General features: G+C 60.4%; 24 protein-coding genes and 2 pseudogenes. 22 read left to right on the top strand and 4 right to left on the bottom strand.

Features of this window, described 5'->3' with window-relative positions:
* The 8 genes and pseudogenes from J2D75_RS13440 to J2D75_RS13405 form a co-directional block, all read left to right on the top strand.
* Nucleotides 1-605: pseudogene (locus J2D75_RS13440) on the top strand (hypothetical protein); the annotation flags it as partial.
* A 105-nt stretch (nt 606-710) separates the two neighbouring features.
* The gene (locus J2D75_RS13435) at nt 711-1,007 is read left to right on the top strand and encodes a DUF5983 family protein (protein ID WP_207855327.1); all 297 of its coding nucleotides are present in this window, start codon (nt 711-713) and stop codon (nt 1,005-1,007) included.
* 195 nt (nt 1,008-1,202) lie between these two features.
* The gene (locus J2D75_RS13430; protein ID WP_207855326.1) at nt 1,203-1,475 is read left to right on the top strand and encodes a hypothetical protein; all 273 of its coding nucleotides are present in this window, start codon (nt 1,203-1,205) and stop codon (nt 1,473-1,475) included.
* On the top strand, nt 1,472-1,648 hold the full coding sequence (locus J2D75_RS13425; protein WP_159101655.1) for a hypothetical protein: 177 nt from the start codon (nt 1,472-1,474) through the stop codon (nt 1,646-1,648). The genes J2D75_RS13430 and J2D75_RS13425 overlap by 4 nt, the downstream gene beginning before the upstream one ends.
* 20 nt (nt 1,649-1,668) lie before the next feature.
* Nucleotides 1,669-2,049, top strand: coding sequence for a hypothetical protein (locus J2D75_RS13420; protein ID WP_207855325.1), 381 nt, complete (start codon nt 1,669-1,671; stop codon nt 2,047-2,049).
* Between the two features lie 85 nt (nt 2,050-2,134).
* Nucleotides 2,135-2,371 carry a hypothetical protein gene (locus J2D75_RS13415; RefSeq protein WP_207855324.1) on the top strand — a complete coding sequence of 79 codons (237 nt, stop codon included), beginning with the start codon at nt 2,135-2,137 and terminating at the stop codon, nt 2,369-2,371.
* Nucleotides 2,368-3,348, top strand: coding sequence for a DNA/RNA non-specific endonuclease (locus J2D75_RS13410; RefSeq protein ID WP_207855323.1), 981 nt, complete (start codon nt 2,368-2,370; stop codon nt 3,346-3,348). The genes J2D75_RS13415 and J2D75_RS13410 overlap by 4 nt, the downstream gene beginning before the upstream one ends.
* Before the next feature lie 5 nt (nt 3,349-3,353).
* Complete coding sequence (locus J2D75_RS13405; RefSeq protein ID WP_207855322.1) at nt 3,354-3,617, top strand: hypothetical protein; 264 nt, start codon at nt 3,354-3,356, stop codon at nt 3,615-3,617.
* Nucleotides 3,618-3,621: 4 nt separating this feature from the next.
* On the opposite strand, the gene J2D75_RS13400 is transcribed toward J2D75_RS13405, so the two are convergent.
* Both J2D75_RS13400 and J2D75_RS14485 read right to left on the bottom strand, forming a co-directional pair.
* Nucleotides 3,622-3,885 carry a WGR domain-containing protein gene (locus J2D75_RS13400; protein WP_207855321.1) on the bottom strand — a complete coding sequence of 88 codons (264 nt, stop codon included), beginning with the start codon at nt 3,883-3,885 and terminating at the stop codon, nt 3,622-3,624.
* Nucleotides 3,886-4,082: 197 nt separating this feature from the next.
* A pseudogene (locus J2D75_RS14485) lies at nt 4,083-5,203 on the bottom strand (acyltransferase family protein).
* 863 nt (nt 5,204-6,066) lie between these two features.
* On the opposite strand from J2D75_RS14485, the gene J2D75_RS13385 reads away from it, so the two are divergent.
* From J2D75_RS13385 to J2D75_RS13345, 9 genes are all read left to right on the top strand, one after another.
* Nucleotides 6,067-7,032, top strand: a complete 966-nt coding sequence (locus J2D75_RS13385; protein WP_207855318.1) for a DUF3991 and toprim domain-containing protein — start codon at nt 6,067-6,069, stop codon at nt 7,030-7,032.
* Between the two features lie 100 nt (nt 7,033-7,132).
* Complete coding sequence (locus tag J2D75_RS13380; protein ID WP_207855317.1) at nt 7,133-7,843, top strand: hypothetical protein; 711 nt, start codon at nt 7,133-7,135, stop codon at nt 7,841-7,843.
* Nucleotides 7,821-9,848 carry an ATP-dependent helicase gene (locus tag J2D75_RS13375; protein WP_207855316.1) on the top strand — a complete coding sequence of 676 codons (2,028 nt, stop codon included), beginning with the start codon at nt 7,821-7,823 and terminating at the stop codon, nt 9,846-9,848. The genes J2D75_RS13380 and J2D75_RS13375 overlap by 23 nt, the downstream gene beginning before the upstream one ends.
* A gap of 45 nt (nt 9,849-9,893) precedes the next feature.
* Entirely contained in the window at nt 9,894-10,556 is a 663-nt protein-coding gene (locus tag J2D75_RS13370; RefSeq protein WP_207855315.1) for an HD-GYP domain-containing protein, read from the top strand.
* Between the two features lie 21 nt (nt 10,557-10,577).
* Nucleotides 10,578-11,108, top strand: coding sequence for a hypothetical protein (locus J2D75_RS13365; protein WP_207855314.1), 531 nt, complete (start codon nt 10,578-10,580; stop codon nt 11,106-11,108).
* Nucleotides 11,101-12,447 (top strand): DUF1173 family protein, encoded by a 1,347-nt coding sequence (locus J2D75_RS13360; protein ID WP_207855313.1) that lies wholly within the window; start codon nt 11,101-11,103, stop codon nt 12,445-12,447. Before J2D75_RS13365 ends, J2D75_RS13360 begins: the two co-directional genes overlap by 8 nt.
* Nucleotides 12,448-12,516: 69 nt before the next feature.
* Nucleotides 12,517-12,978, top strand: a complete 462-nt coding sequence (locus J2D75_RS13355; protein WP_207855312.1) for a transcriptional regulator — start codon at nt 12,517-12,519, stop codon at nt 12,976-12,978.
* A gap of 29 nt (nt 12,979-13,007) precedes the next feature.
* Nucleotides 13,008-13,298, top strand: a complete 291-nt coding sequence (locus J2D75_RS13350; RefSeq protein WP_207855311.1) for a DUF2312 domain-containing protein — start codon at nt 13,008-13,010, stop codon at nt 13,296-13,298.
* A 286-nt stretch (nt 13,299-13,584) separates the two neighbouring features.
* The gene (locus J2D75_RS13345; RefSeq protein ID WP_207855310.1) at nt 13,585-14,511 is read left to right on the top strand and encodes an ArdC family protein; all 927 of its coding nucleotides are present in this window, start codon (nt 13,585-13,587) and stop codon (nt 14,509-14,511) included.
* On the opposite strand, the gene J2D75_RS13340 is transcribed toward J2D75_RS13345, so the two are convergent.
* Entirely contained in the window at nt 14,436-14,825 is a 390-nt protein-coding gene (locus J2D75_RS13340; protein ID WP_207855309.1) for a hypothetical protein, read from the bottom strand. The two genes, J2D75_RS13345 and J2D75_RS13340, sit on opposite strands and share 76 nt — an antisense overlap.
* Nucleotides 14,826-14,988: 163 nt before the next feature.
* On the opposite strand from J2D75_RS13340, the gene J2D75_RS13335 reads away from it, so the two are divergent.
* Both J2D75_RS13335 and J2D75_RS13330 read left to right on the top strand, forming a co-directional pair.
* Nucleotides 14,989-15,345, top strand: coding sequence for a hypothetical protein (locus J2D75_RS13335; protein ID WP_207855308.1), 357 nt, complete (start codon nt 14,989-14,991; stop codon nt 15,343-15,345).
* Entirely contained in the window at nt 15,342-16,151 is an 810-nt protein-coding gene (locus J2D75_RS13330; RefSeq protein WP_207855307.1) for a hypothetical protein, read from the top strand. The genes J2D75_RS13335 and J2D75_RS13330 overlap by 4 nt, the downstream gene beginning before the upstream one ends.
* A gap of 312 nt (nt 16,152-16,463) precedes the next feature.
* Here the strand turns inward: J2D75_RS13330 and J2D75_RS13325 are convergent, their stop codons facing one another.
* Nucleotides 16,464-16,889 (bottom strand): hypothetical protein, encoded by a 426-nt coding sequence (locus J2D75_RS13325; RefSeq protein ID WP_207855306.1) that lies wholly within the window; start codon nt 16,887-16,889, stop codon nt 16,464-16,466.
* A 716-nt stretch (nt 16,890-17,605) separates the two neighbouring features.
* Between J2D75_RS13325 and J2D75_RS13320 the strand changes: the two genes are divergently transcribed.
* The 3 genes from J2D75_RS13320 to J2D75_RS14585 are packed head-to-tail and all read left to right on the top strand — an operon-like array spanning nt 17,606 to nt 18,767.
* The gene (locus J2D75_RS13320; protein ID WP_207855305.1) at nt 17,606-18,301 is read left to right on the top strand and encodes a hypothetical protein; all 696 of its coding nucleotides are present in this window, start codon (nt 17,606-17,608) and stop codon (nt 18,299-18,301) included.
* Nucleotides 18,302-18,355: 54 nt separating this feature from the next.
* The gene (locus tag J2D75_RS13315; RefSeq protein WP_207855304.1) at nt 18,356-18,643 is read left to right on the top strand and encodes a hypothetical protein; all 288 of its coding nucleotides are present in this window, start codon (nt 18,356-18,358) and stop codon (nt 18,641-18,643) included.
* Complete coding sequence (locus J2D75_RS14585; protein WP_265783075.1) at nt 18,636-18,767, top strand: hypothetical protein; 132 nt, start codon at nt 18,636-18,638, stop codon at nt 18,765-18,767. The genes J2D75_RS13315 and J2D75_RS14585 overlap by 8 nt, the downstream gene beginning before the upstream one ends.
* Nucleotides 18,768-19,112: the final 345 nt, after the last annotated feature.

The following is a 19,112-nucleotide window of genomic DNA, read 5'->3' as shown; positions in this document are numbered from 1 at the left end:
AACTCAGTGCCAACCGCGCCACCCGTCAGCATGATGATCTGGGGGCCTGCACGAGTATGGAGCTGCTTGGAAGCTTTTATCCGGCTCAGGAAATTGTCGTGACGCGGCTTGATCAGATCCGCAGCGCCGTAACCGAATACGGAACGCGTGTCGCAGCAGACCGCCCGCGGGAAAGTTTCATGATCATGATTACTGTCCCGCATGGGCAGCGCCGACCGGCAGGTTTCGAAACTGCTTACCGTGACGGGTCGCTGGGGACGAACGCCTGGATGCACGAGATTTTCAAGCGCCCGCTGCCGATGCCCGACGATCATGGGGTGCGGATGTGGGGCGGGCCGCATACCCCGTTCCAGTTCGCGGATTGCGACCCGCTCTGGCCCGACGAAACCCCGGATGAGTTCACCAGCCCGGCAGCAGGCCATGTCGGCCTGTATGGGTGGCTGCGGGCAACCAACGCACGGGTGCAGCGCCTGAGCCAGTGCACCCATACGCTTCTCGATGTCGCGACCGTTGCGGAACTGCGTGCGGCTTACGCCGCGCGCCGCCATCCGCTGAGTGTCGCACAGGACGCCCTGCGCGCGGTACCGCAGGATCTCGCCGCCTGAAGGCGATGGGCAGGGGCTTCCTGCCCAATGCAGGGCCTAAGCGGGTGGCCCTGCGGCCTGCCCCGCTGACGCGGGGCTTTGTCCTTTGCTTCGAGGATTCCGGTCATGCCGACACTCAGTTTGCCCATCGAGCACATTGCCGATGCGAGTACAGCCCATCTCTCGCCCGAGGACCGGGTACTTCTCACCCGCTATATCGAGACAGAAGGGGCGGATGGCCTGTCCTGTCTCGCTGGCCCGTATGGGTGGCTGGTTTACGCCTCGTCAGAACTGCGGGCGGCGGAGCACGCCTCGCCTGGCCTTGCGGCCATTCTCGCGGCGGCGCGTGCGCAGGGCTGTGCCTATGTCCTGTTCGACCGTGACGGCCTGCCCATCGATGGCATTCAGACCTTCGATTTCTAAGCCTGCGCTCCTTCAAAAAGAACAAAGAATAAAAACAGGAAAACAAAAAACACAAAAAAGAAGATCGCCTCTCATAGTCCGTCACGCAGGCTAAGGGTTCGTCGCAAGCTCCCGGCGCAAGCGCCGCCCTTAACCTGCGCGCCGGCCGATGAGCCGGCTGAAAGGGTCAGAAGAAAATCCAGAAAGGAGAAAACGATGTCTGATCCTGTCACTTTCAAGAGCCTGCGTGTGGGCACACGTTTCCGGTTTGCAGCAACCCCGCAGGGCAGAACTTACAAGAAGCTGGGGCCGAACCAGTATCGGGTGGCCAATCATACCCATCTCTTCCGGGCAGAAAACGAAACGCTGGTGATCGCACTGCCTGACCTGCCCCACGAAGAGCCCCACGCGTTCCTCCCCCTCGGCCGGGCGGGACGCGGGCGGCATGTGGCGCAGCCCAATGCGACCGGTAAAGGAGAGGGCGCATGAAACTCTCTCCCCAGACCTGGCAGGACATCAGGGATATGGCGGGCTTTCTGTTCGGGGTGGCCGGTCTGCTCGTGCTGATCAGCGGAATCCTGTTCGGCCCGGACGTGCTGAGCGCCATCGCCGCCGACCACCCGATCGCCATGGTGCAGGAGGCCGTTCTGGCCGCGCGCTGATCCTCAACCGGAGAATAACGATGTTCAGACAGTATTATGCGGGGCGCTGGTTTGCGCCCCGCGACAACCCCCTGCGTGTCGGCCCGATTGCGGTCGGTGCGCTGTATCGTCTCCCCGAATATCTCGACCACGGACGCCCGGTGCGCTGGCAGGTGCTGGCGTTCCTCAACGGGGTGTGCGCGGCCACACGCTTCAATGCGACAACCCGGCGCTGGGAAGACCGGGTGATTTCGGGGCGTTCCGATCGCGTGCTGGTCCGCCGTCTTGCCGATGGCGCGGTGCATGAGGTGGCCGTGCGGAGCCTCATCGCTGTGGACGATGAGAGGCCCGAGCGGGTGCGGCCGTCGCTGCCCGATGTGGTGCGCTGGCACCGGGGCTTTCAGATCCGCCAGGCCGCTTAGGCCTGTTTTTTTGGGCTCCGTCCCTGCTCTTGCGGGTGAGGGACGTGCGGCCCGCCTGTCCTCAATGCTTTACGGAGAAAAGACTATGGTTCGTCCTACACCGTCCAATGTGACTATTGTGGAATTTGGCCCGCGGGAAATGCACCGAGCACACCCGCTGTCGCGCATGAAACCCGTGCGGCTGCTGTTGCGCGAGCAGGCACAGCTGGAGAGTGAGGCGGGTGAGGGGCTTCTACCTGCCGCCGACTGTGCCGCCCTGCGTCGGCGGGCGGCACGGGTCGGCCGCACGGCCCGCACGCTTTTGCTGGATCTGGCGGCATGAGCGCGCATGCTCTTGTACCGCTGCACGCTACACGGCATGATGGGTCCTGCCGTTCCCTGTCGTGGAGAAAGACCGTGTTCCGTTTATCCCTGTGCGCGTCAGGCGCTGCCCTGCTCACAGGCCTGACACTCCTGACGGCAGTGCCCCTGCGTGCCGCCGAGACCTGCACACAGTTCGGTCCGGAAAACACCCTACCGGTGCTTCTGAACGAAAAGCTCCAGCCCCGCACAACACTTCTGTGCAACACCGCCTATGCCGTGCTCAATTCCGGGGCCGTGCATGAGCCACTGTGGTCGGCCGAGTATCTCGATGCGGCTGCGGTCCAGGGTGGCCGAAAGATTGGCCGCACGACCAACACGTTTGTCGCCGATGAACGCCTGCCTGCAGGCGATGGGGCGACACTGGCGGACTACCGTGGCTCCGGCTTTGACCGCGGGCACATGACGCCATCAGCTGACGCGGGGACCCAGGAGCTACAGGAACAGACGTTTACGCTCTCCAATGTCGTGCCCCAGACCGCCGCCCTGAATGAAGGGATCTGGACGGGTGTTGAAATGGCGGTGCGGGCCATGGCCCTGCGCGAGGGCGGGGTCTATGTGGTGACGGGGCCGGATTTCACCGGCAGCAGCCGGGCTATCGGGCAGGATGTGCTGGTGCCCACGGCGACGTGGAAAGCCATCTATGACCCGATCCGCCATGAAGCCGGGGCCTATCTGTGCCAGAATACGGACAGTCCCACCTGTCAGACGCTCAGTGTCGCGGCGTTGGCCGGGCGGATCGGGATTGACCCGTTCCCCGGTGTCGGAGAGGCTGTCAAAGCGCGGGCTATGGTGCTGCCTGAGCCGCAGGCCAGCCCGTATGCGCCCCGCTCGCGCGAGAACCGTGAGTGGGAGCGCTTGCAGAAACGGCTGGAGCGCAAACTGGCGCGTGCCGGAATGAAGGCGCTCAGACACGCGCTCGAACAGGAACAGGAGTAAGGCCCATGACGGCTTTCAAAGCGTTTAACCCGTTTGGACCTGACGCACAGGTGCAGACCATCGAGCAGATAACCGTGGAGAATGATCCTGCGTGTGTGAGCGTGTATGGGCGTCTCGACATTACCCGTGACAGGGACGGGTTGCAGAATGCCCGTGCTCTGTCGGCCCTGCTGGATGCGGTGGTCGCCAAACTGGAATCTGAACCGGCGCTGCCAGATCACGCGTCAGGTGCCCCCAAAACCCATCCCATGACCAACCCTTTCGCCTGAGGGGCTAAGTGACCGCCCCCGCCCAACGATAGCCCCGTCTGAGCCTGATGCGCAGAAGCGTGCCAAGGGCATTTGCGGCAGCGCCTTCATTGGCGTACAGATCGAGACGCAGGCTACCTGCCGTGCCGATCCTGCCCCAGCGTCGCATGAGGATCGCTCCACAAAACAGGTCACGCTGGACTGACATCTCGTAAAACCGCCAAGCATTCCGCGCGGCGTCAATGCGCGTCAGGCGGGCCTCTATTGGAAAAAGCGGGATCTGTTCCATGTTCTGCCCCTCATGCGGCTCACGTGCTGAGCATAGTGTGGATACAGTCACGGTTTTCTTTAGGGTTCTTGTCGGTCCATAGTAATCTCTCAGGCAGCCCAATCTGGATGCATCAGGCAAGGGTTTAGCTATGTGCCAAATTCTGCCGGAGATCTTCCCTTAACCTGCCTGCATCTCAATACAAATCAACCAAAAGGTTATATCTCTGCTTTTTTGAACGGTGAAAAACCCAAAAGCCGTAAGGCAATTTTGTTTGAGATTTCGATACCTTTGCGGTCGATATAGATTTCGAACGGAATTGAAATTGCAATCGAAATAACCAAAACAGACACTGTTTCGGCAGCAGCAATATATAGGCTACCAACATGCCCAAATTGAAAATCAATGGATTGTGCAATCATGTAGTGAATAAGGTATAAGGGGAAAGATATTTTCCCTAAAAACATAATTTGTCTGTTTTCAAGAGTTTTCTGTAAATAAGAAAATCTCAGAAGGGTTATGAAAAAAGTGAAAACCCCAATGCGGAGGTAGGTGCCATAATTTAAATCCCAGATTTTTGTAAATGTGATATATTTATATATCCCGCCAACATATATCCCTTCCATGGCATAAGGTATTGGATATGAGGATATGAATAAAGAAAAAGAAATTGCCAATATTGATGTGTAAGGTTTATTGATAGTATGAATATATCCAGAAGAGTATAAATCAGACATTATCAAGCCAAAAATAAAAAATGAATATTGAGTGTCTATTGTAAGTAGGAGGGATATAAAATAGAAAAATAACCTATTTTTTTTTGTCCAAAAATTGAAAGCAGTGAGTATATCAGAAAAGACCCCAGAAGCTCGTAAGATATAGTCCATAAAACGCCATTTATGGTTTTTGTATTGCGAAAATATGCTTCAAATGTAGTTTCAAACAGAACGTGTGGGATAGAAATGTGGTTTGGGTAAAATAGGCATGATAATACATACATTATTACATATGAGGCTGATATTGGTATAAAAAACCTGAAATATCTCTTGATAAATACTTTTGTTATTAAGGATGTGTCTCTTGTTTTGTTGAATTTATATGAAATAACAAATCCGCTCATCACAAAAAATAAAGAAACTGGCAATAGACCGCTGTAAAAAAGATTGAGAGGAGAGCACGCAATATAATGCTCTATTCTTCCCTTTAATGTTTGATCGCTCGTAAATCTTAGGCTTGGTAAATATAATTGAACACAATGGCTAATTACCACGATAACGCATAATATTCCGCGCAGGCCGTCTAAAAACCGTAAATTTCCACGAGGCTCTGTAAGAGGCATAGTTTCTCCATATATCATCTATATAAGACACAAAAATATTGTCCTCCCAAGATAGGGTGCTGAGAGGGAGAGTGTGGCTAGTCTTTAATGGTCTTTAACGGCCCCATCAATATGTGGAAATTCGTTAGCTGCCTGCCTTTCTGCTGAAAATGATCTCCAGAATATTACAAGCGACGTAACTTCATTTTTTGCTCGGCTAAAAGGAAATTTCCAGGACCTTTTGGTGATCAAACGCGTCAATTGCAGATTGACCTCGTTCTACGCTGATGGGCGCTGATGTTGTGGTGTGAAGGGGGACAATCTGGCCCAAAAGAGCGTCACAACGGCATGCGCTAGACTGGACAGAGTGGTGTCCAGTGTGGGGTTTTCCGATGTCGGGTTCTTTGCCGGGTGGTGTTTTCAATCGAGCCGTCCGTGGGTTCACCAGACGCCTTCGGCGGCCTACGGCTGGCGCGTCGCACGCGCCCTCTGGTGAAGTCGATCCCTTGTGCCGGGACGCTGGCTGTTCTGCTCAGGAGGTGAGGAGTGGGGAGGGGCGATTGTTTCTCCCGTGCCGCTGGTCGTGGTCAGGACGCGTGTCGGGCCTGAACGTGCGAGCCAGTGTTCGCACACCAAAGAGCAGTATTGATCGGCTTCCAGTGTGTGAACACTTCCGCGCTTTTGTGCTGCGTGAGTATCGAACACTAACCAAAGTAAAAAAGATGCTGGCATACAAGAAAAAACAGAGTAAAAAATGCACAAAAACGGCTGTTTCCCGCAGTTTTTTCTTGGTGCGATCAGCCGTTCGTGCTACAAAAAAGGAAGTAAAGGCACAGTATCCAGAACGAATTCTGGTTTGTGACCATGTAAAAGGAGACCCCGTCATGTATCAACGCTTTGAACTGTCCGAACAGGATCGTCAGACCATTGTCAACGGCGTCTCCTGCGCAACCCTGCTCGAAAACCATCATTTCCTTCTGGTGCTGGAGAAAAGCACCAAGCGTTGCTTCAAATACCGCAAAGGCGACGAGCACATCATTGTCAATCATGGCGGCAAGGGCTGGTGGGATGCCCAGCGTCCGCGCGGCACGCCCGATAGCAGCGGCGATGTTTTTGCTTTGTGCCGCCGCCTTGATCCTGAAATGAAATGGCGCGAAGTCTGCTCGACACTGGGAGCACTGGTCGGGGTCGAACCCAAAGGGGCCGCCTATGTCGCGCAGAAGGTCGCGCGCACGGATGAGCGGAGCCCTGCCGAACGCTGGGCGGCGCGCAAGTCGCTCTATCGGGGCGGCAAGGTGTGGAACTATCTGATCGGCGAGCGCTGCCTGCCCGAAGCCATCGTGCGTGCGGCAGTAGCCAAGGGATGCCTGCGTGACGGGTATCATGCGGCCTGGTTCGCCCATACGGATGAGCAGGGCGCTGTCTGCGGGGCCGAGCTGCGTGGGCCGGATACCCATATCTGCCTGGGCGGGACGGTGAAGACGCTGTTCCGCTTCCAGCCGGGCAGTGTGCAGCCAGTCCGTCGTCTGGTGATCTGCGAGGCGGCGATCGATGCGCTCTCCTTCGCCGCACTGGATCAGGCTTATGTGCCCGGCACGCTCTATGCGTCCACCGCCGGGGGCATGGGGCCGGAGACCATTGCGGCAATCCAGACCCATCTGGCAACCATGAAGGCCCTGCCCGAAGCGGTGCTGGTTGTCGCAACCGATGATGATGATGCGGGTAACGCGTTTGCCGACACACTTTACCGTCTGGCGGATGACGCCGGTGTCGATTTCACGCGGCGCCTGCCGCCTGACCGGGCCAAGGACTTCAACCAGACACTCAAGAACCGGGCGCAGGCCGCTTAAATGTTAATTTAGTTAATCAGATAATCAATTGCTGCGTTTATCGGGTGAGGCGTGTGTGTCCCGCGCCCCTGATCCAGCGACTGTTTCCAAAGGACATCTCATGACACACGACAAACCGATCCCCACATCCCGTCCGCATGACGACAGTGACCCGCTGGATTTCCTCTCCAACCTTGGCGAAGACGTGAGTGCAGCCCAGCAGGCGCTGTTCTCCCATCCCGAGATGGCTGGATGGCTGGAACGCACGCCCGGGCTGGGCCATGAAATCCCCTGGACAATCGCCTCCTTCACGGACGAGACGGGCAGGCGGGTCTCAGGGCTGGTCGTCGCGGGCAGTTTTACCAACGGCAAGTGGGATCTGACGACAGAGTTTGTGCTGTTCACCGGGCGCGCCCGTCGCCCTGGCGCCTTCCTGACCGTGGACGGGTCTGCGGTGAGTGTGCGCCCACAGGGCAGCCTGCCGGGTGTTGGCCCGCGCCGTCCGGATTGCATGACGCTCCTCAAGGAGGTGCAGGCGGCCAGCATGGCCTGGGCGGCCAAGCCTTCGCTACGGGCGCATTGGGCGGTGTTTGCTACTACCCACGGTTGTGGCCCGATGCCTGACACCTTCGTGGAGTTGCGCTTTGAGGATAAATGCTACCGGGGGTTGCTGATTGACGGCACGCTGGATTCAACCGGGTTGTGGGACATGGAGCAGTATGTCGCGCTGCTGTTGCCCACTGGCCGAACCGTGGAGCTGCTGGCTGATCAGGCTGATTCCGTGACGTTCCTCACGGGAGGCGAGCACTATGATCTCAAACGCTTTGGCTGAAGATGCGCTTGCGGGCCTCACGGCCATGCAGCGTGAGGCGGCCCGGCAGGAAGGCCCGGTTGTTGTGCTGGCGGGCGCAGGGACCGGCAAGACCAAAACCCTTGTCGCCGGGGTGGTGGACCGGATCGTGCGACGGGGCATGCCAGCGCACCGCATTCTGGCGGTGACCTTCACCAACAAGGCTGCCGACGAAATGCGCACGCGCATTAACGCCGTGCTGGGTCTGGGAGCCGCGCCTTCGTGGATTGGCACATTCCACGGCCATGGTCGTCGCCAGTTACGGGCCGATCCCGAGATTGCGGTGCTGCGCCCGGGCTTCGACATCTGTGATGCCGAGGATAGTCGACGGATCGTCAAACGCCTGCTCCAACGGGCCGCTGATGACGGTGCGTGGGAGCCGGGGGATGCGGACACGTTTCGTGCGCGTGTGCGCTCGGTGGCTCAGCGGATCGCCCTGATGAAGGACAATCTGGTTCTGCCCGATCAGGCCGAAGCCGTGCTGGAGAGTCAGATCGCGCGGTTTGGGGCAAAGAGCGACGAGGATCTGATGGCCTGGCAGACAGCAGCGCTTCTCTACCCGGCCTATCAGGCGGCGCTGCGGGAAGTGAACTGCGCTGATTTCGGCGATCTGCTGCTGTGGCCGACCGTAACCATGCTGCGCGACGAGCAGTATCGCCTCGACTGGTCGCGCCGCTTTGACGCCATTCTGGCTGATGAGTTTCAGGACGTGAACCGCCTGCAATATCTGTGGCTCAAACTGCTGTCGCGTGATCATGGCGAACTCTTCGCGGTTGGCGACGATGACCAGTCAATCTATTCCTGGCGTGGCGCCAGTGTCGGTTTTATCCGCGACTTCCGTAAGGAGTTCCCCAACGGGCGGATGATCCCTCTGGAGCAGAATTTCCGCTCCACGGGGCATATCCTCACGGCCGCCAACAGTGTTGTCGCCCACGATCGCAACCGGCTGGGCAAGACGCTGTTTACCGAACAGGGTGAGGGTGCGCCGATCGAGGTTGTCGCCTTCTCCGGTGGCCAGCAGGAAGCGCAGGGTCTGGCGCGCGAGATCGGTCGTCGCCAGCTGATGGGTGTCGCCCTGGAGGACATGGCCGTTCTCTACCGGTTCAATTTCCTCTCGCGCATGCTCGAAGAGGAATTGCTGCGCGCTCACATTCCCTATGAGCTGGTCAACGATACAGCCTTCTGGCAGCGCGCGGTCGTCAAGGATGTGCTGGGCCTTCTGCGTCTGGCGGACGGACCCGATGCGCTGCAGGGAGATGAAGCGTTCCGTCGCGTTATCAACCAGCCAGCCCGTGGGGTCGGGGCGAAGACGCTCGCCCGGATCGAGCAGCTGGCCCAGGATGAAGCGCTCTCGCTCTTTGCCGCGGCTGAAAAGCTGTATGCGACCAGCCAGAGCAAGACCGCCGAGCGGGTGCGGGCCTTCCTGCATGTCATCCGCGATGAGGAGCTGAGCACGGAGACCGCACTGGGTGCCCGCATGCGGACACTGGCGGAGCGCTCGGGCTATCTGGATATGCTGCGGGCTGCGGGTGAGGAGGGTAATGCCGGGCTCGAAAACCTCGACGAACTGTTCTCGCTGGCGATGGAGTTCACGAGCGTCGAGGACCTGTTCGATCACGCGGCCCTTGGCGCAGCAGCTCCCAGCGAGGCGGGGCAGGGCCGTGTTCGCCTGATGACCATCCACGGCGCCAAGGGCCTTGAGTTCGAGCATGTCTTTCTGATGGGCTGGGAGGACACGCTGTTCCCCGGCCTGTCGCCCAGCAATCTCGACGAGGAACGCAGGCTGGCCTATGTCGCGCTGACGCGCGGGCGCGCGCGTGTCGCCATCAGCTGGTGTGCCTGGCGCAATGGCCGGTCCGCCGACCTGTCGCCCTTCATCGGCGACATCCCGCCCGAGGCTCGCTATTCGGGCTGGCTGGGCAGGGCGACAAGCCGTGCGGAGGCTCGGGCCATCCGGGACGCGCAGGACGAGGCGCTGGGGATCTAGCCCACCCAAAACAGCGTCACAACGGGTTCAGGCACACTGTCGTGCATGACACCCACACGCCCGTCCGTCACCGAGGCAGATCTGTCGCCCGGTCCGGAACACCGCCAGCTACGGGCACTGGCACAACAGGCCGGTCTTGAACTCGATGGGCACGGCAATCGTGTCGCCGGCATGGCGCAGGCACTCGGTCATGCCCATCGGGGCGAGCCGCCGCCAGTCCATCTCGCTCTGGGCGCACAGCTGCACGACATTGGCAAACGCCACATCCCCGACACGATCCTCGACGCCCCCCGGCGGCTGACGCCGGCCGAATGGGCCGTCATGCGCCTGCACACCATTCTGGGGCTGGAGATCCTGTGTCGCGCTCTGGGCCACGTCCCGCAGGATGTCGCGGACTGTGTGCTGCTCCATCACGAACACTGGGATGGGTCGGGCTATCCGATCGGTCTGTCCGGGGCATCCATCCCCCTGCTCGCACGCCTTGTCGCCATCGCGGATTTCATCGACGCGCTGGCCTCCCCGCGTGCCTACAAATCCGCCATGGCGCCCGAGCTTGTCCGCACCCTCGTTCTCAGGGCGCGGGGTGTGAAGTTCGATCCGATCCTGACCGATCTTGCGTTGCGGATCTGGCCGCAGCTGCTGCGTGCACGCGCTCAGGCTGACCAGCCAAACGGCGTCACAACGAAACCAGCGATACTCAAACCCTGATCCACAGACAGGAGGCGCCTGATGGCCCGCAGAAAACAGACCATTACCCCGCGTGCGTGGGACACGCTCAGCGAAACAGAACAGGCGCAGGCGCGTCGCGCGATCATCACCGCGGTGCGCGACGCCCTCAAACGTGGCCCGCATACGGCCATCGAACTGCGTGCCTGCGTACCCGTGGAGATGAGGGGAGCGTTTCCTGTCGTGTTACGCAGCCTGCTCCATGCCGGAGAAGTCGCCTCCCTGGGCCATAGCGTCTATGCAGCCGTGCCGTGGATGCCGCAGACCCGGACGGTACGGGGCGATGTCACGGCTGATCTCATCATCGGTGTGCTGTCCTGTGAGCGCCGTGCGGGGGCCAGTGCGGCCGAACTGGCGGGCGATCTGTTCATCCCCGTGACCCAGATCCGCGCGGCCCTGACTGCCCTTGAGGGGGTGGGGCTGATCTGTGAGGCCAAAGAGCCAGGTCATTATCGCATGCTCAGCCGCCGGATGGCGACGGAAGTGCGACAGGGTGCATCGGGGCGGGTTTTCGCGGATGTGCGTCATGCGTGACTGGGTAACATTCCCCGATGGAAACCGGGGTCGGCGGTCATGGGATAGTGATCCGCAGAGAGCGGGTGCCTGGCAACGGCGGCTGGCGCAGGCCTGGGGCGGCGATGAACGCCCTGTCTGCGACTGTCGCCATCAGGGACAGCCGATGGGGCTATCCGTCCATCGCTGCCTGCGCCAGCGCGACGGTCGACAGGTCGAGGTCTATCATCTGGCCCGTCTGCGTCATCAGGGGGCTCTGCACCATGTCGCCTGCTCCTTCCATGAGGCCGACCCGCGTCGCGATGGCCGGGGTGGCTATGCGGATGGTGTCGTGCGCGAGCGTGACGATGGGCGGATTGGCATCGCCCTGCGCCGAGGGCTGCGCTGCCTCGACGTAGCGGCCGCTCCGGCCGATCCGGCGCAGGCCGCGCGACAGGGTGGAGGGCAGGGGGCTGTGCGACAGGCCCGCATGACCGAGCTGGGCCTTTTGCATCTGCTGTGGGAGGAGGCCGGGCTGAACCGCTGGACGCCCCGTCTGGGGCGTGCGCGACGGCGCTGGCCCTTTGTCCGCGAAGCGCTCGACCGGGCAGCCCTGCGGATTGTTCCAGCCCGTCATCAGACCCTGTCCGACCGGCTGGCCATGATCGGCTACGCCGATGAGGATGGGCCCGCGCTGTTGCGCGAGACGGCGCGCACCTGTGGCGACACATGGCGGGTCCTGTTGCTGGGGATCGTGGACGACATCGCTCTGGTGAACTGGCAGGAAGGCCAGCAGTTCTGCGCGCTGCGTTTCGATGGGGCCGGAGCCTACAACCTGCGCGTCAGTGCCGCGTCCCTCTGGCATGAGCGTGTCGCGCGCCGTTATCCGATGGCGATGGCCGCTCTGGCACAGCCGCGTGCTGAGCGGGCCATCCGGGTGGTTGGTCTGGTGACGGCGACCGTGCGGGTGGGCGTGACGCAAGGTCTGTCGTTGGTGCGCTGTCGCGCTGACGACATCGCGTTGATGGAGGTGGAGCCTGATACGCTGACCCCTGTGTCCAGTGGCTATGAGCTGGCCATTGCCCGCGCTTTGGTGGAGCAGCGCCGGAGCTTCGTCCGGCCGTTGCGCTTTGACGCGGGTCGCGACGCGGTTCTTCCAGACTTTGTCCTGACGGATACGGGCGATCCGCGCGGCACCCCGATGGAGGTGTTTGGTCGGGCGGATGAGGCCTATGCCGCCCGCCGGGCGGAGAAGGCCCGCTATTACGATGAGGTCTACGGGCAGGCGCATTGGTGGCACTGGGATGCTGTCGCCTCACCCGGCCGCTGGCCGGACTTCCCACCTGCGCATGTCCAGACGGGCGGGGATGACGATGCGTGAGGCGCTTGGAACCCCGTCTCCCGGTTGGGTGGAACGGCGGTTATCCCCAGAATCTGTGGACAGAATGGTGTGCAAGCTGTGACCGGTCTGTACAAATCCGGGGAGGAGCCAACCCGTCCTGCCGATGCCGTGCTCATTGGCACGGCTCTGGTTTGGATTGGCTGGCCACTCCAGCAGCTCTCACGGCGTTCTGGCTACGACCGCCATGAGATTACGCGCTGGATCCGCAAGGGCGGGATGCCTGAGCCGTTCAGGCTGTGGCTTACAGCCCTTCGGGCGGTACATATCCGCTATCCGTCTCCTCTGGCGACAACCGTTCGGCCGGGTGGCAACCGCCCGCCTCTGGGGCGGTGGGAGGTGTTACGGATCCAGCTGGTGATCGGCTGGTCGGAGCGCGAGCTTTCGGGGCGGCTGGGGGAACATCGCACCGCCTTGCGACGTCGTCTGGAGGCGGGGGAGACGCTGGACGTACAGGAATCCCGGTGGCTGGAACTTCTTGAAGATGGCCACCGGATTAATCCGCGACCCTGACGGGCCGCGTTAACACGAAAGGACACACAATGCTGGATGGACAGTTACACGAAGGGCATGGGGGCGACACGGACACGGATCCGGCCGTGGGCGGGATTGCGGCGGATCGGCTGCGCTCGATCATCGAGCGGGTCGAACGCCTGGAGGAAGAGCGTAAGGCACTGGCTGGCGACATCAAGGACATCTTCACCGAGGCGAAATCCGCCGGGTTCGACGTGAAGGTTATCCGCCAGATCATCCGGCTGCGCAAGCTTGAGCCAGCTGAGGTGGAGGAACAGGAAACCCTGCTCGATATCTATCGGCGCGCTCTGGGCATTTAGGCCAGTCCCCGCAGAGCCGGAAACACGCAGACCCAATCCAAAAGGAACCGTAGGAAAGACGACAACAGCACAACACGACAACAAACGATAAGAAAGAAACACAGCAAAGGACGTGGCGGCCCGACGGGACGGCTGACACGCCCTTCTGGAGGCGCCCGCAGGTCAGTCAACCTGACGGTCCTCCGCTGCGCTGCGGTGCTTCGCATGACGGCCCTGCCTGTTCGCCTCCTTCCGGTTGCGTATCAGCCGCCCCATCGGGCGGCGACGTCAGGAAGGAAAAAAACACATGGCCAGAAACAGCACGACCGCAGGTGTGAGCACCCTTGATGCGCGTCTCGATCTGTATACCGAGGTCACGCAGACCATCGTCGCCCAGATGGAAAGCGGCACGCTGCCCTGGACGCGGCCGTGGAAGACAACGGCGTCTGCGGGGCTGCCGACAAACGCCCTGACGACCAACCGGTATTCGGGGATCAATGTCGTGCTGCTCTGGCTCTCAGGGGCCATGAAGGGGTATTCCGACCGGCGCTGGATGACGTATCGGCAGGCGGTTCAGGCGGGCGGGCATGTGCGCCGGGGTGAGCGGGGCACCATGATTGTGAAAGCCTCCACCTTTGTCCCGCAGGAGGAGCGTGAGCGCGCGCAGGAGACTGCCGACGATCCGCGTGTGGTGCCTTACCTGAAGCGCTATACCGTCTTCAATCTCGACCAGATCGAGGGGGTTGACCTGCCGGAGCAGGCTCCCGCCGTGCCGGTTGTCGCCAATGCGGCGCTGGATGCGTTTGTCGCAGCAAGCGGAGTGGATATCCGTTATGGTGGCAACGAGGCCTATTACGTGCCCTCGCGCGATTATATTCAGTGCCCGGAGCCGCAGGCGTTTGAAAATGCCTTCGATCTGTTCCGGGTTCAGAGCCATGAAATGGCGCATTGGACTGGTGCTGCGCACCGTCTGGACAGGACGTTCGGGCAGCGTTTTGGCGATGCTGCTTACCAGATGGAAGAGCTCGTAGCGGAATTGGCAGCCGCACAGATCTGTGCGGTGCAGGGTGTGCCGCCGACCACGCGGCACGCGGCTTACCTCCAGAGCTGGATCAGTATCATGAAAGCCGACAAGCGCGCTATCTTTACTGCTGCCAGTCACGCATCGCGTGCGGTGGAGTTTCTGTTGGCCGCGGCACGAACCCCGGCCGAGGCGATGCCGCTTGCGGCCTGACGGCGACGACGCCAGACGCGCAGCGCCATGGCCGCTAGAGCAATGATGCCGCTGATTCCGCGAAAGAGCTGCTCGATGACCTGCCCCTTGCGGGCAATCCCGTCGAGCAGCTGCGCACTGCTCTGGTGATCCAGCCAGTAGAGGGTGGGCAGGCTCAGGCGCGGGGTGCTGGCGACAACCGCCAGACCGGCCTGAAGGCCAATACCGAGGAGCCCGTAAAGCACGAGCAGGCTCAGCCCGAACACAGCCACCCCATACCAGCAGAGCGAAATGACAGGGCGGGCACGGGCAATAAAGGTGCGCAGGAAAAGCATCGAAACACTCCATAGCAGAAAAGAACTGGCGAACAGACTGACAGAAAGGATTGTGACGCCTCGCATGGGCTAGGGCGGCCGCAACGGTCGCAGGCTCGCGCTGCGCGCGCCGTTGCCCCCGCCCCGATCCCATGCGGCGGCAGAGGGGTGAAGGAGAAAAACAATGCACAAACAGATAGTCCTAACCCCGCTGTGGAAGGGGGTCGCCTCGACCATGCCGACCGAGGTGCAGGCCGTTGGACGACGAGCCGCCCTGATCTCGGTGTCGATTGCCCCGTGCGACAGGGTCTGGAGCGCGCGGGAGCGTCTGGCCGACGAACTGGTGCGTGTCTGCTATGGCAGCGCCATGCGTGAGTGCAATCGCTCGGCGCTGGCCTGCATGATGCGTGTGCTGGTTGAACAGGCAGTTCCCGGCCTGCCGGGCCAGCATGTGCAGCGCAACGTCCCACCGCCGCCGCTGGGCGATGGTGAATGGTACCGGCATTGGTTTGCCGTCAGCCGCAGGGAGGGTGGGGCATGAGCGACATGGGTCTGCCTGACGTGCGCGTGCAGGTGCGCGGGCCTGCGCGCGATCGTGCGGGATTACGGGACTGGCTGCGTGCGGCGTGTCGCGAAATGAGTGGCGGGTCGCCGCCGGTGTTTGGTATCCGCACGAGCCGAACGCTGCTGTCCTTCGCACTGGAGCCCATGCACCAGAGTTTGCATGGGCCGTTGATGACACGCCTGACGCGCCGGTATCCCCGGCTGGTGTATACGCTCACATGGGACAACCCGGACGACACATCGCGCTATGCGAAAACGGGGCTTGAGATCTGGCAGGCAGGCCGGGTGTGCAGGAGTGGGTATTTCGCGGCTTTGCTGGGTGTGACCCACACCCGGCCGGGGCGCAGGACAACCCGTGTCGTGTTGTTTGAGTCTGAGGACAGCATCGGCGATATCCGGTCCTATGCGCGGGTGGGGTCAGGGCTTCGTAGCATCCCGCCCGGTCCGCACGACATTGGCCCGTGGCGTGTTCTGGAGGCGTGGGTACCGGAGAGGCCGAACACCCTGTACGATCCTGCCCGCAATATCGTGCTCCATACCGTCTCTACACAGGTGACGGTCATGAGCGACATTACCGCGTATGGACGGATCGGGGCGAAGGCGTGGCTCAATGTCGATGAACTGCCTCAGCGTTTTCCGGAACTGGCAGGCTGGTGCGACACATGGCGGGCCTACAAGGTGGATGCTGAGGCCCGGGCGCGTGAAGCGGCAGCACGCTACAATCGCCACGCGCGCCGCATGAAAATGCTTTATGGCCCGGACTGGGACGCAATCCTATTCTGATGCTTTATTGACCGCCCGGACGTCACGCGCTGAGGCCTGTTCGGCCGGGCAACGCTTTTACGGGCTTTGGCCCGTTCAGCATTGCACGGCTCGCAGGCGATGCCTTTGCGACAGGCCGTAACGCTGGGCATTTCGATCCAGCGGCTTTCCCACTGGCAGCGGGGGCAGGTGAAGAGGGCGAGGATGCGCGGCGCGCGGCGTGGCCGCTTCTATCCAAACAGGTCGCCCTGTCGTGCCATGTCTGGCTCCTGTGTTCGGGAAAGGTCGAGCAGGTGTTGCCGGTTGTCCAGAGGACACCGGCAACGGCTGGGGTCAGTCCGGGGTGTGGGCTTGGGTTTTTCTGGCGGTTATCGTGACGACTGAATCGAAATCAGTTCGCCATTTTCTGAAGATTGATGCAATCCCGTACAAAGTAATAAAGAAAAGAACGCCACGCACAGTCATGTAGGGCGCGACAACATTGGCTATTGTATCGAAACGCGCTGCGTGTGCGCTATTACAGAAAATGTAGTCACCCATAAACAGGATGAAGAAGCCGCAGATATTCACGAACAGAAAAATAAAACACGTCTTGAGAAATATCTCGATGAGTTCAAGGCAAAAATATACCAATCCGTGGATCGCGATGGGAATGGCTTCGTGGACGAGTGAAGAGAGAAGGCTTCGCGCAAAGGCCCAACGAGTAGGCTGATGAGGGTCTGTCTGTGGTGTGGGAATAGTTTCGGGCGTGGACGTCATGGTTTGTGCTTTCTGTTTGCGCGAGGGCAGTTCCGCTCGCTCTTGCAGTATGACGCAACCGGTTGTGACGCCTGTCGGGCGCACCCTGTCCGGGCGGGCGTGTCTGGTTCCCCGCTGCCCACAACTTCACAGGCACCTCCCAAGGGCCGCGCGCCGCCTGACTCTTGGCGGTCGCGTCGCACGGCCCTTGGGTCCCTCCTATGAATTTATGGACAGCTCCGACCGTGTGCCGGAACCGGCCCGTAGCGACAGCGGACACACCAGACGCCTTCGGCGGCCTACGGCGGGCGCGTCACACGCGCCCTCTGGTGCAGCAGCGACCTTTTGCCGGGTGAGGGGCGTTTTGCTCAGGAGTGAAGGAGTGGGGGGAGGCGATTATACCTCTTGCCCGCCGTTCTGGGTGCGGGATGCACAGGGGGGCGAGGTATAGAATCATCCCATTGGACTATAAAAAACGGTGGGAACAGTTTTTTCTTGGCTCAAGGAATTGCGAAAAAGTAACCGAAAGAACTACGCAATATTGTTTCGTTTAGTGGCGCAAAAAAGAATGAAAAAACGTGCTTTTTTGGCTGTTTTCTGCGCTTTTTTGCTTGCATGGTTTTTCTTGGCGTACTAATCTTTACTTGTTGAGAGGGAATAGGCCCGAACAACAAAGCGCCCCGGTCGGTGTTTCCACCACCAAACCGGGACTAGCCAGAACAGAAAAGGTGTCTTTCATGTCCGACGTAAACAACACTGTAAGCAAGCCCCGTTCTTCCCGCAAGGGTAACGCCCCCCGCAAGGGCGATGCCGCCGGTTCCGTCTCTCCTGCCCGCGCCCGCCAGTTCCATGAAACGGAACAGCGCATGAAGGCACTATCCGCCCCCACGCTGGCTGATGTGCTTCGGCTGGCTCCCGATGATGATCGTATGGCGGCAATCCGCAGCCGTTGTGGCTTTGACGGCGGCGACCCGGACGAACTGACTGGACTGGGTGACAGCGCCGTTCGTAACCAGTACGAAGCCCTGCGCCCCATTCTGGTTTCACAGTACCGGGGCGAAGACGACTTCCGTGGCCTCAAGATGCACCTTGATCGCACGGTGGATGCTTTGGTGCGGTCTGCCTATGGTGCCGCGAACTTCTTTGAATCCCGCCGTCAGATTGCAAAGGACGCAAAGGACGCATGGAAGAACGAGCACCGCGACGAAGATCGTCTGGGCATTGACGGTGGGGAAAACCGTAGCGATCTGCTGGTACGGATTGCCGCCGAGCATGGCGCGAAGGCATATGCCCTTGCGTGCATCGCAACCGGAGCCTGCGCCGCTTATGCCGAACTGATGGGCGAAGCATGGGAACCCTACCAGCCTCGCGCTAACCGCCGCGCTCTGTCGGAAGAAGCGGTCGCCGCTCTCGAAGATGCAATCGGCATCTGACCAACAACCAGCCGGGCCGAAAGGCCCGGCAAACCAGAACGCGACAGAGAACGCATGACACCGAAAAAGCCTCATCCCGTTTTGCGGGCTTTATTGCCACCAGTGCAAACACCTAAACACCGAGAGGATAGATTAAAAGCTCTTGCCAGTGCGTTCCAGACTGCGGCCATGAGTCTTATTGGGATCGGCATATTCACCCCGTTACTGACAGCGGCATACGGCATCCGGTGGTCTCATGTTGCTGTGATTGCTGTAGTGGCGGGAGCTATCGAAGCAATGTCTTTGACATTTCTTATGTTCATCCCATATTCTGAGAACAAGGAGGACAGCGAAAATGGATAATTTCACGATTAATATGTTGGCTATTGTCCTGCCGTTTCTCCTGTTTACAGCGCTGTTTGCAATAGCCCTTGGCCCGATTGCGACACGCCTTGCCAAATGGCGGGAGTCATTGGAGCGCAACTAAATCAAGACCGGCGGGCATACGCCCGCCGCGATGCGTTCCGGCCTTTGTTTTCCATCCTGTTTCTGCCTTCCTGCCCGGAAACAATGGGGGCAATCATCCCTCCCACCGGGCTATCCACAACTCCACAGGCACCTCCCAAGGGCCGCGCGCCGCCTGACTCTTGGCGGTCGCGTCGCGCGGCCCTTGGGTCCCTTCTATGGATTTGTGGATAGCCAGGACTTTTATGCCGGGTTCTTTGTAGCCGCATTGATTTCGCAGGTGCCAGACCAGCGCGGTCGCATGGACGGCGGCGTAACTGCTCAACCCGAAATAACACGCTCTCCACAAAACAGGTTGGCGACCCTA

This window comes from Acetobacter suratthaniensis, from assembly GCF_017377745.1.
GTDB classification, from domain to species: domain Bacteria; phylum Pseudomonadota; class Alphaproteobacteria; order Acetobacterales; family Acetobacteraceae; genus Acetobacter; species Acetobacter suratthaniensis.
Note: the sequence above shows the minus strand (reverse complement) of the source record. Positions and strands in the feature narration are given on the sequence as shown.

What these genes read in the sequence shown, in the direction of transcription:
- J2D75_RS13385 (WP_207855318.1), top strand. Translation starts at nt 6,067, where the DNA reads ATGTATCAACGCTTTGAACTGTCCGAACAGGATCGTCAGACCATTGTC.
- J2D75_RS14585 (WP_265783075.1), top strand. Translation starts at nt 18,636, where the DNA reads ATGGATAATTTCACGATTAATATGTTGGCTATTGTCCTGCCGTTTCTC.
- J2D75_RS13320 (WP_207855305.1), top strand. Translation starts at nt 17,606, where the DNA reads ATGTCCGACGTAAACAACACTGTAAGCAAGCCCCGTTCTTCCCGCAAG.
- J2D75_RS13360 (WP_207855313.1), top strand. Translation starts at nt 11,101, where the DNA reads ATGCGTGACTGGGTAACATTCCCCGATGGAAACCGGGGTCGGCGGTCA.
- J2D75_RS13425 (WP_159101655.1), top strand. Translation starts at nt 1,472, where the DNA reads ATGAAACTCTCTCCCCAGACCTGGCAGGACATCAGGGATATGGCGGGC.
- J2D75_RS13345 (WP_207855310.1), top strand. Translation starts at nt 13,585, where the DNA reads ATGGCCAGAAACAGCACGACCGCAGGTGTGAGCACCCTTGATGCGCGT.
- J2D75_RS13350 (WP_207855311.1), top strand. Translation starts at nt 13,008, where the DNA reads ATGCTGGATGGACAGTTACACGAAGGGCATGGGGGCGACACGGACACG.
- J2D75_RS13400 (WP_207855321.1), bottom strand. Translation starts at nt 3,885, where the DNA reads ATGGAACAGATCCCGCTTTTTCCAATAGAGGCCCGCCTGACGCGCATT.
- J2D75_RS13365 (WP_207855314.1), top strand. Translation starts at nt 10,578, where the DNA reads ATGGCCCGCAGAAAACAGACCATTACCCCGCGTGCGTGGGACACGCTC.
- J2D75_RS13335 (WP_207855308.1), top strand. Translation starts at nt 14,989, where the DNA reads ATGCACAAACAGATAGTCCTAACCCCGCTGTGGAAGGGGGTCGCCTCG.
- J2D75_RS13375 (WP_207855316.1), top strand. Translation starts at nt 7,821, where the DNA reads ATGATCTCAAACGCTTTGGCTGAAGATGCGCTTGCGGGCCTCACGGCC.
- J2D75_RS13330 (WP_207855307.1), top strand. Translation starts at nt 15,342, where the DNA reads ATGAGCGACATGGGTCTGCCTGACGTGCGCGTGCAGGTGCGCGGGCCT.
- J2D75_RS13410 (WP_207855323.1), top strand. Translation starts at nt 2,368, where the DNA reads ATGAGCGCGCATGCTCTTGTACCGCTGCACGCTACACGGCATGATGGG.
- J2D75_RS13340 (WP_207855309.1), bottom strand. Translation starts at nt 14,825, where the DNA reads ATGCTTTTCCTGCGCACCTTTATTGCCCGTGCCCGCCCTGTCATTTCG.
- J2D75_RS13405 (WP_207855322.1), top strand. Translation starts at nt 3,354, where the DNA reads ATGACGGCTTTCAAAGCGTTTAACCCGTTTGGACCTGACGCACAGGTG.
- J2D75_RS13325 (WP_207855306.1), bottom strand. Translation starts at nt 16,889, where the DNA reads ATGACGTCCACGCCCGAAACTATTCCCACACCACAGACAGACCCTCAT.
- J2D75_RS13415 (WP_207855324.1), top strand. Translation starts at nt 2,135, where the DNA reads ATGGTTCGTCCTACACCGTCCAATGTGACTATTGTGGAATTTGGCCCG.
- J2D75_RS13430 (WP_207855326.1), top strand. Translation starts at nt 1,203, where the DNA reads ATGTCTGATCCTGTCACTTTCAAGAGCCTGCGTGTGGGCACACGTTTC.
- J2D75_RS13315 (WP_207855304.1), top strand. Translation starts at nt 18,356, where the DNA reads ATGACACCGAAAAAGCCTCATCCCGTTTTGCGGGCTTTATTGCCACCA.
- J2D75_RS13380 (WP_207855317.1), top strand. Translation starts at nt 7,133, where the DNA reads ATGACACACGACAAACCGATCCCCACATCCCGTCCGCATGACGACAGT.
- J2D75_RS13370 (WP_207855315.1), top strand. Translation starts at nt 9,894, where the DNA reads ATGACACCCACACGCCCGTCCGTCACCGAGGCAGATCTGTCGCCCGGT.
- J2D75_RS13420 (WP_207855325.1), top strand. Translation starts at nt 1,669, where the DNA reads ATGTTCAGACAGTATTATGCGGGGCGCTGGTTTGCGCCCCGCGACAAC.
- J2D75_RS13435 (WP_207855327.1), top strand. Translation starts at nt 711, where the DNA reads ATGCCGACACTCAGTTTGCCCATCGAGCACATTGCCGATGCGAGTACA.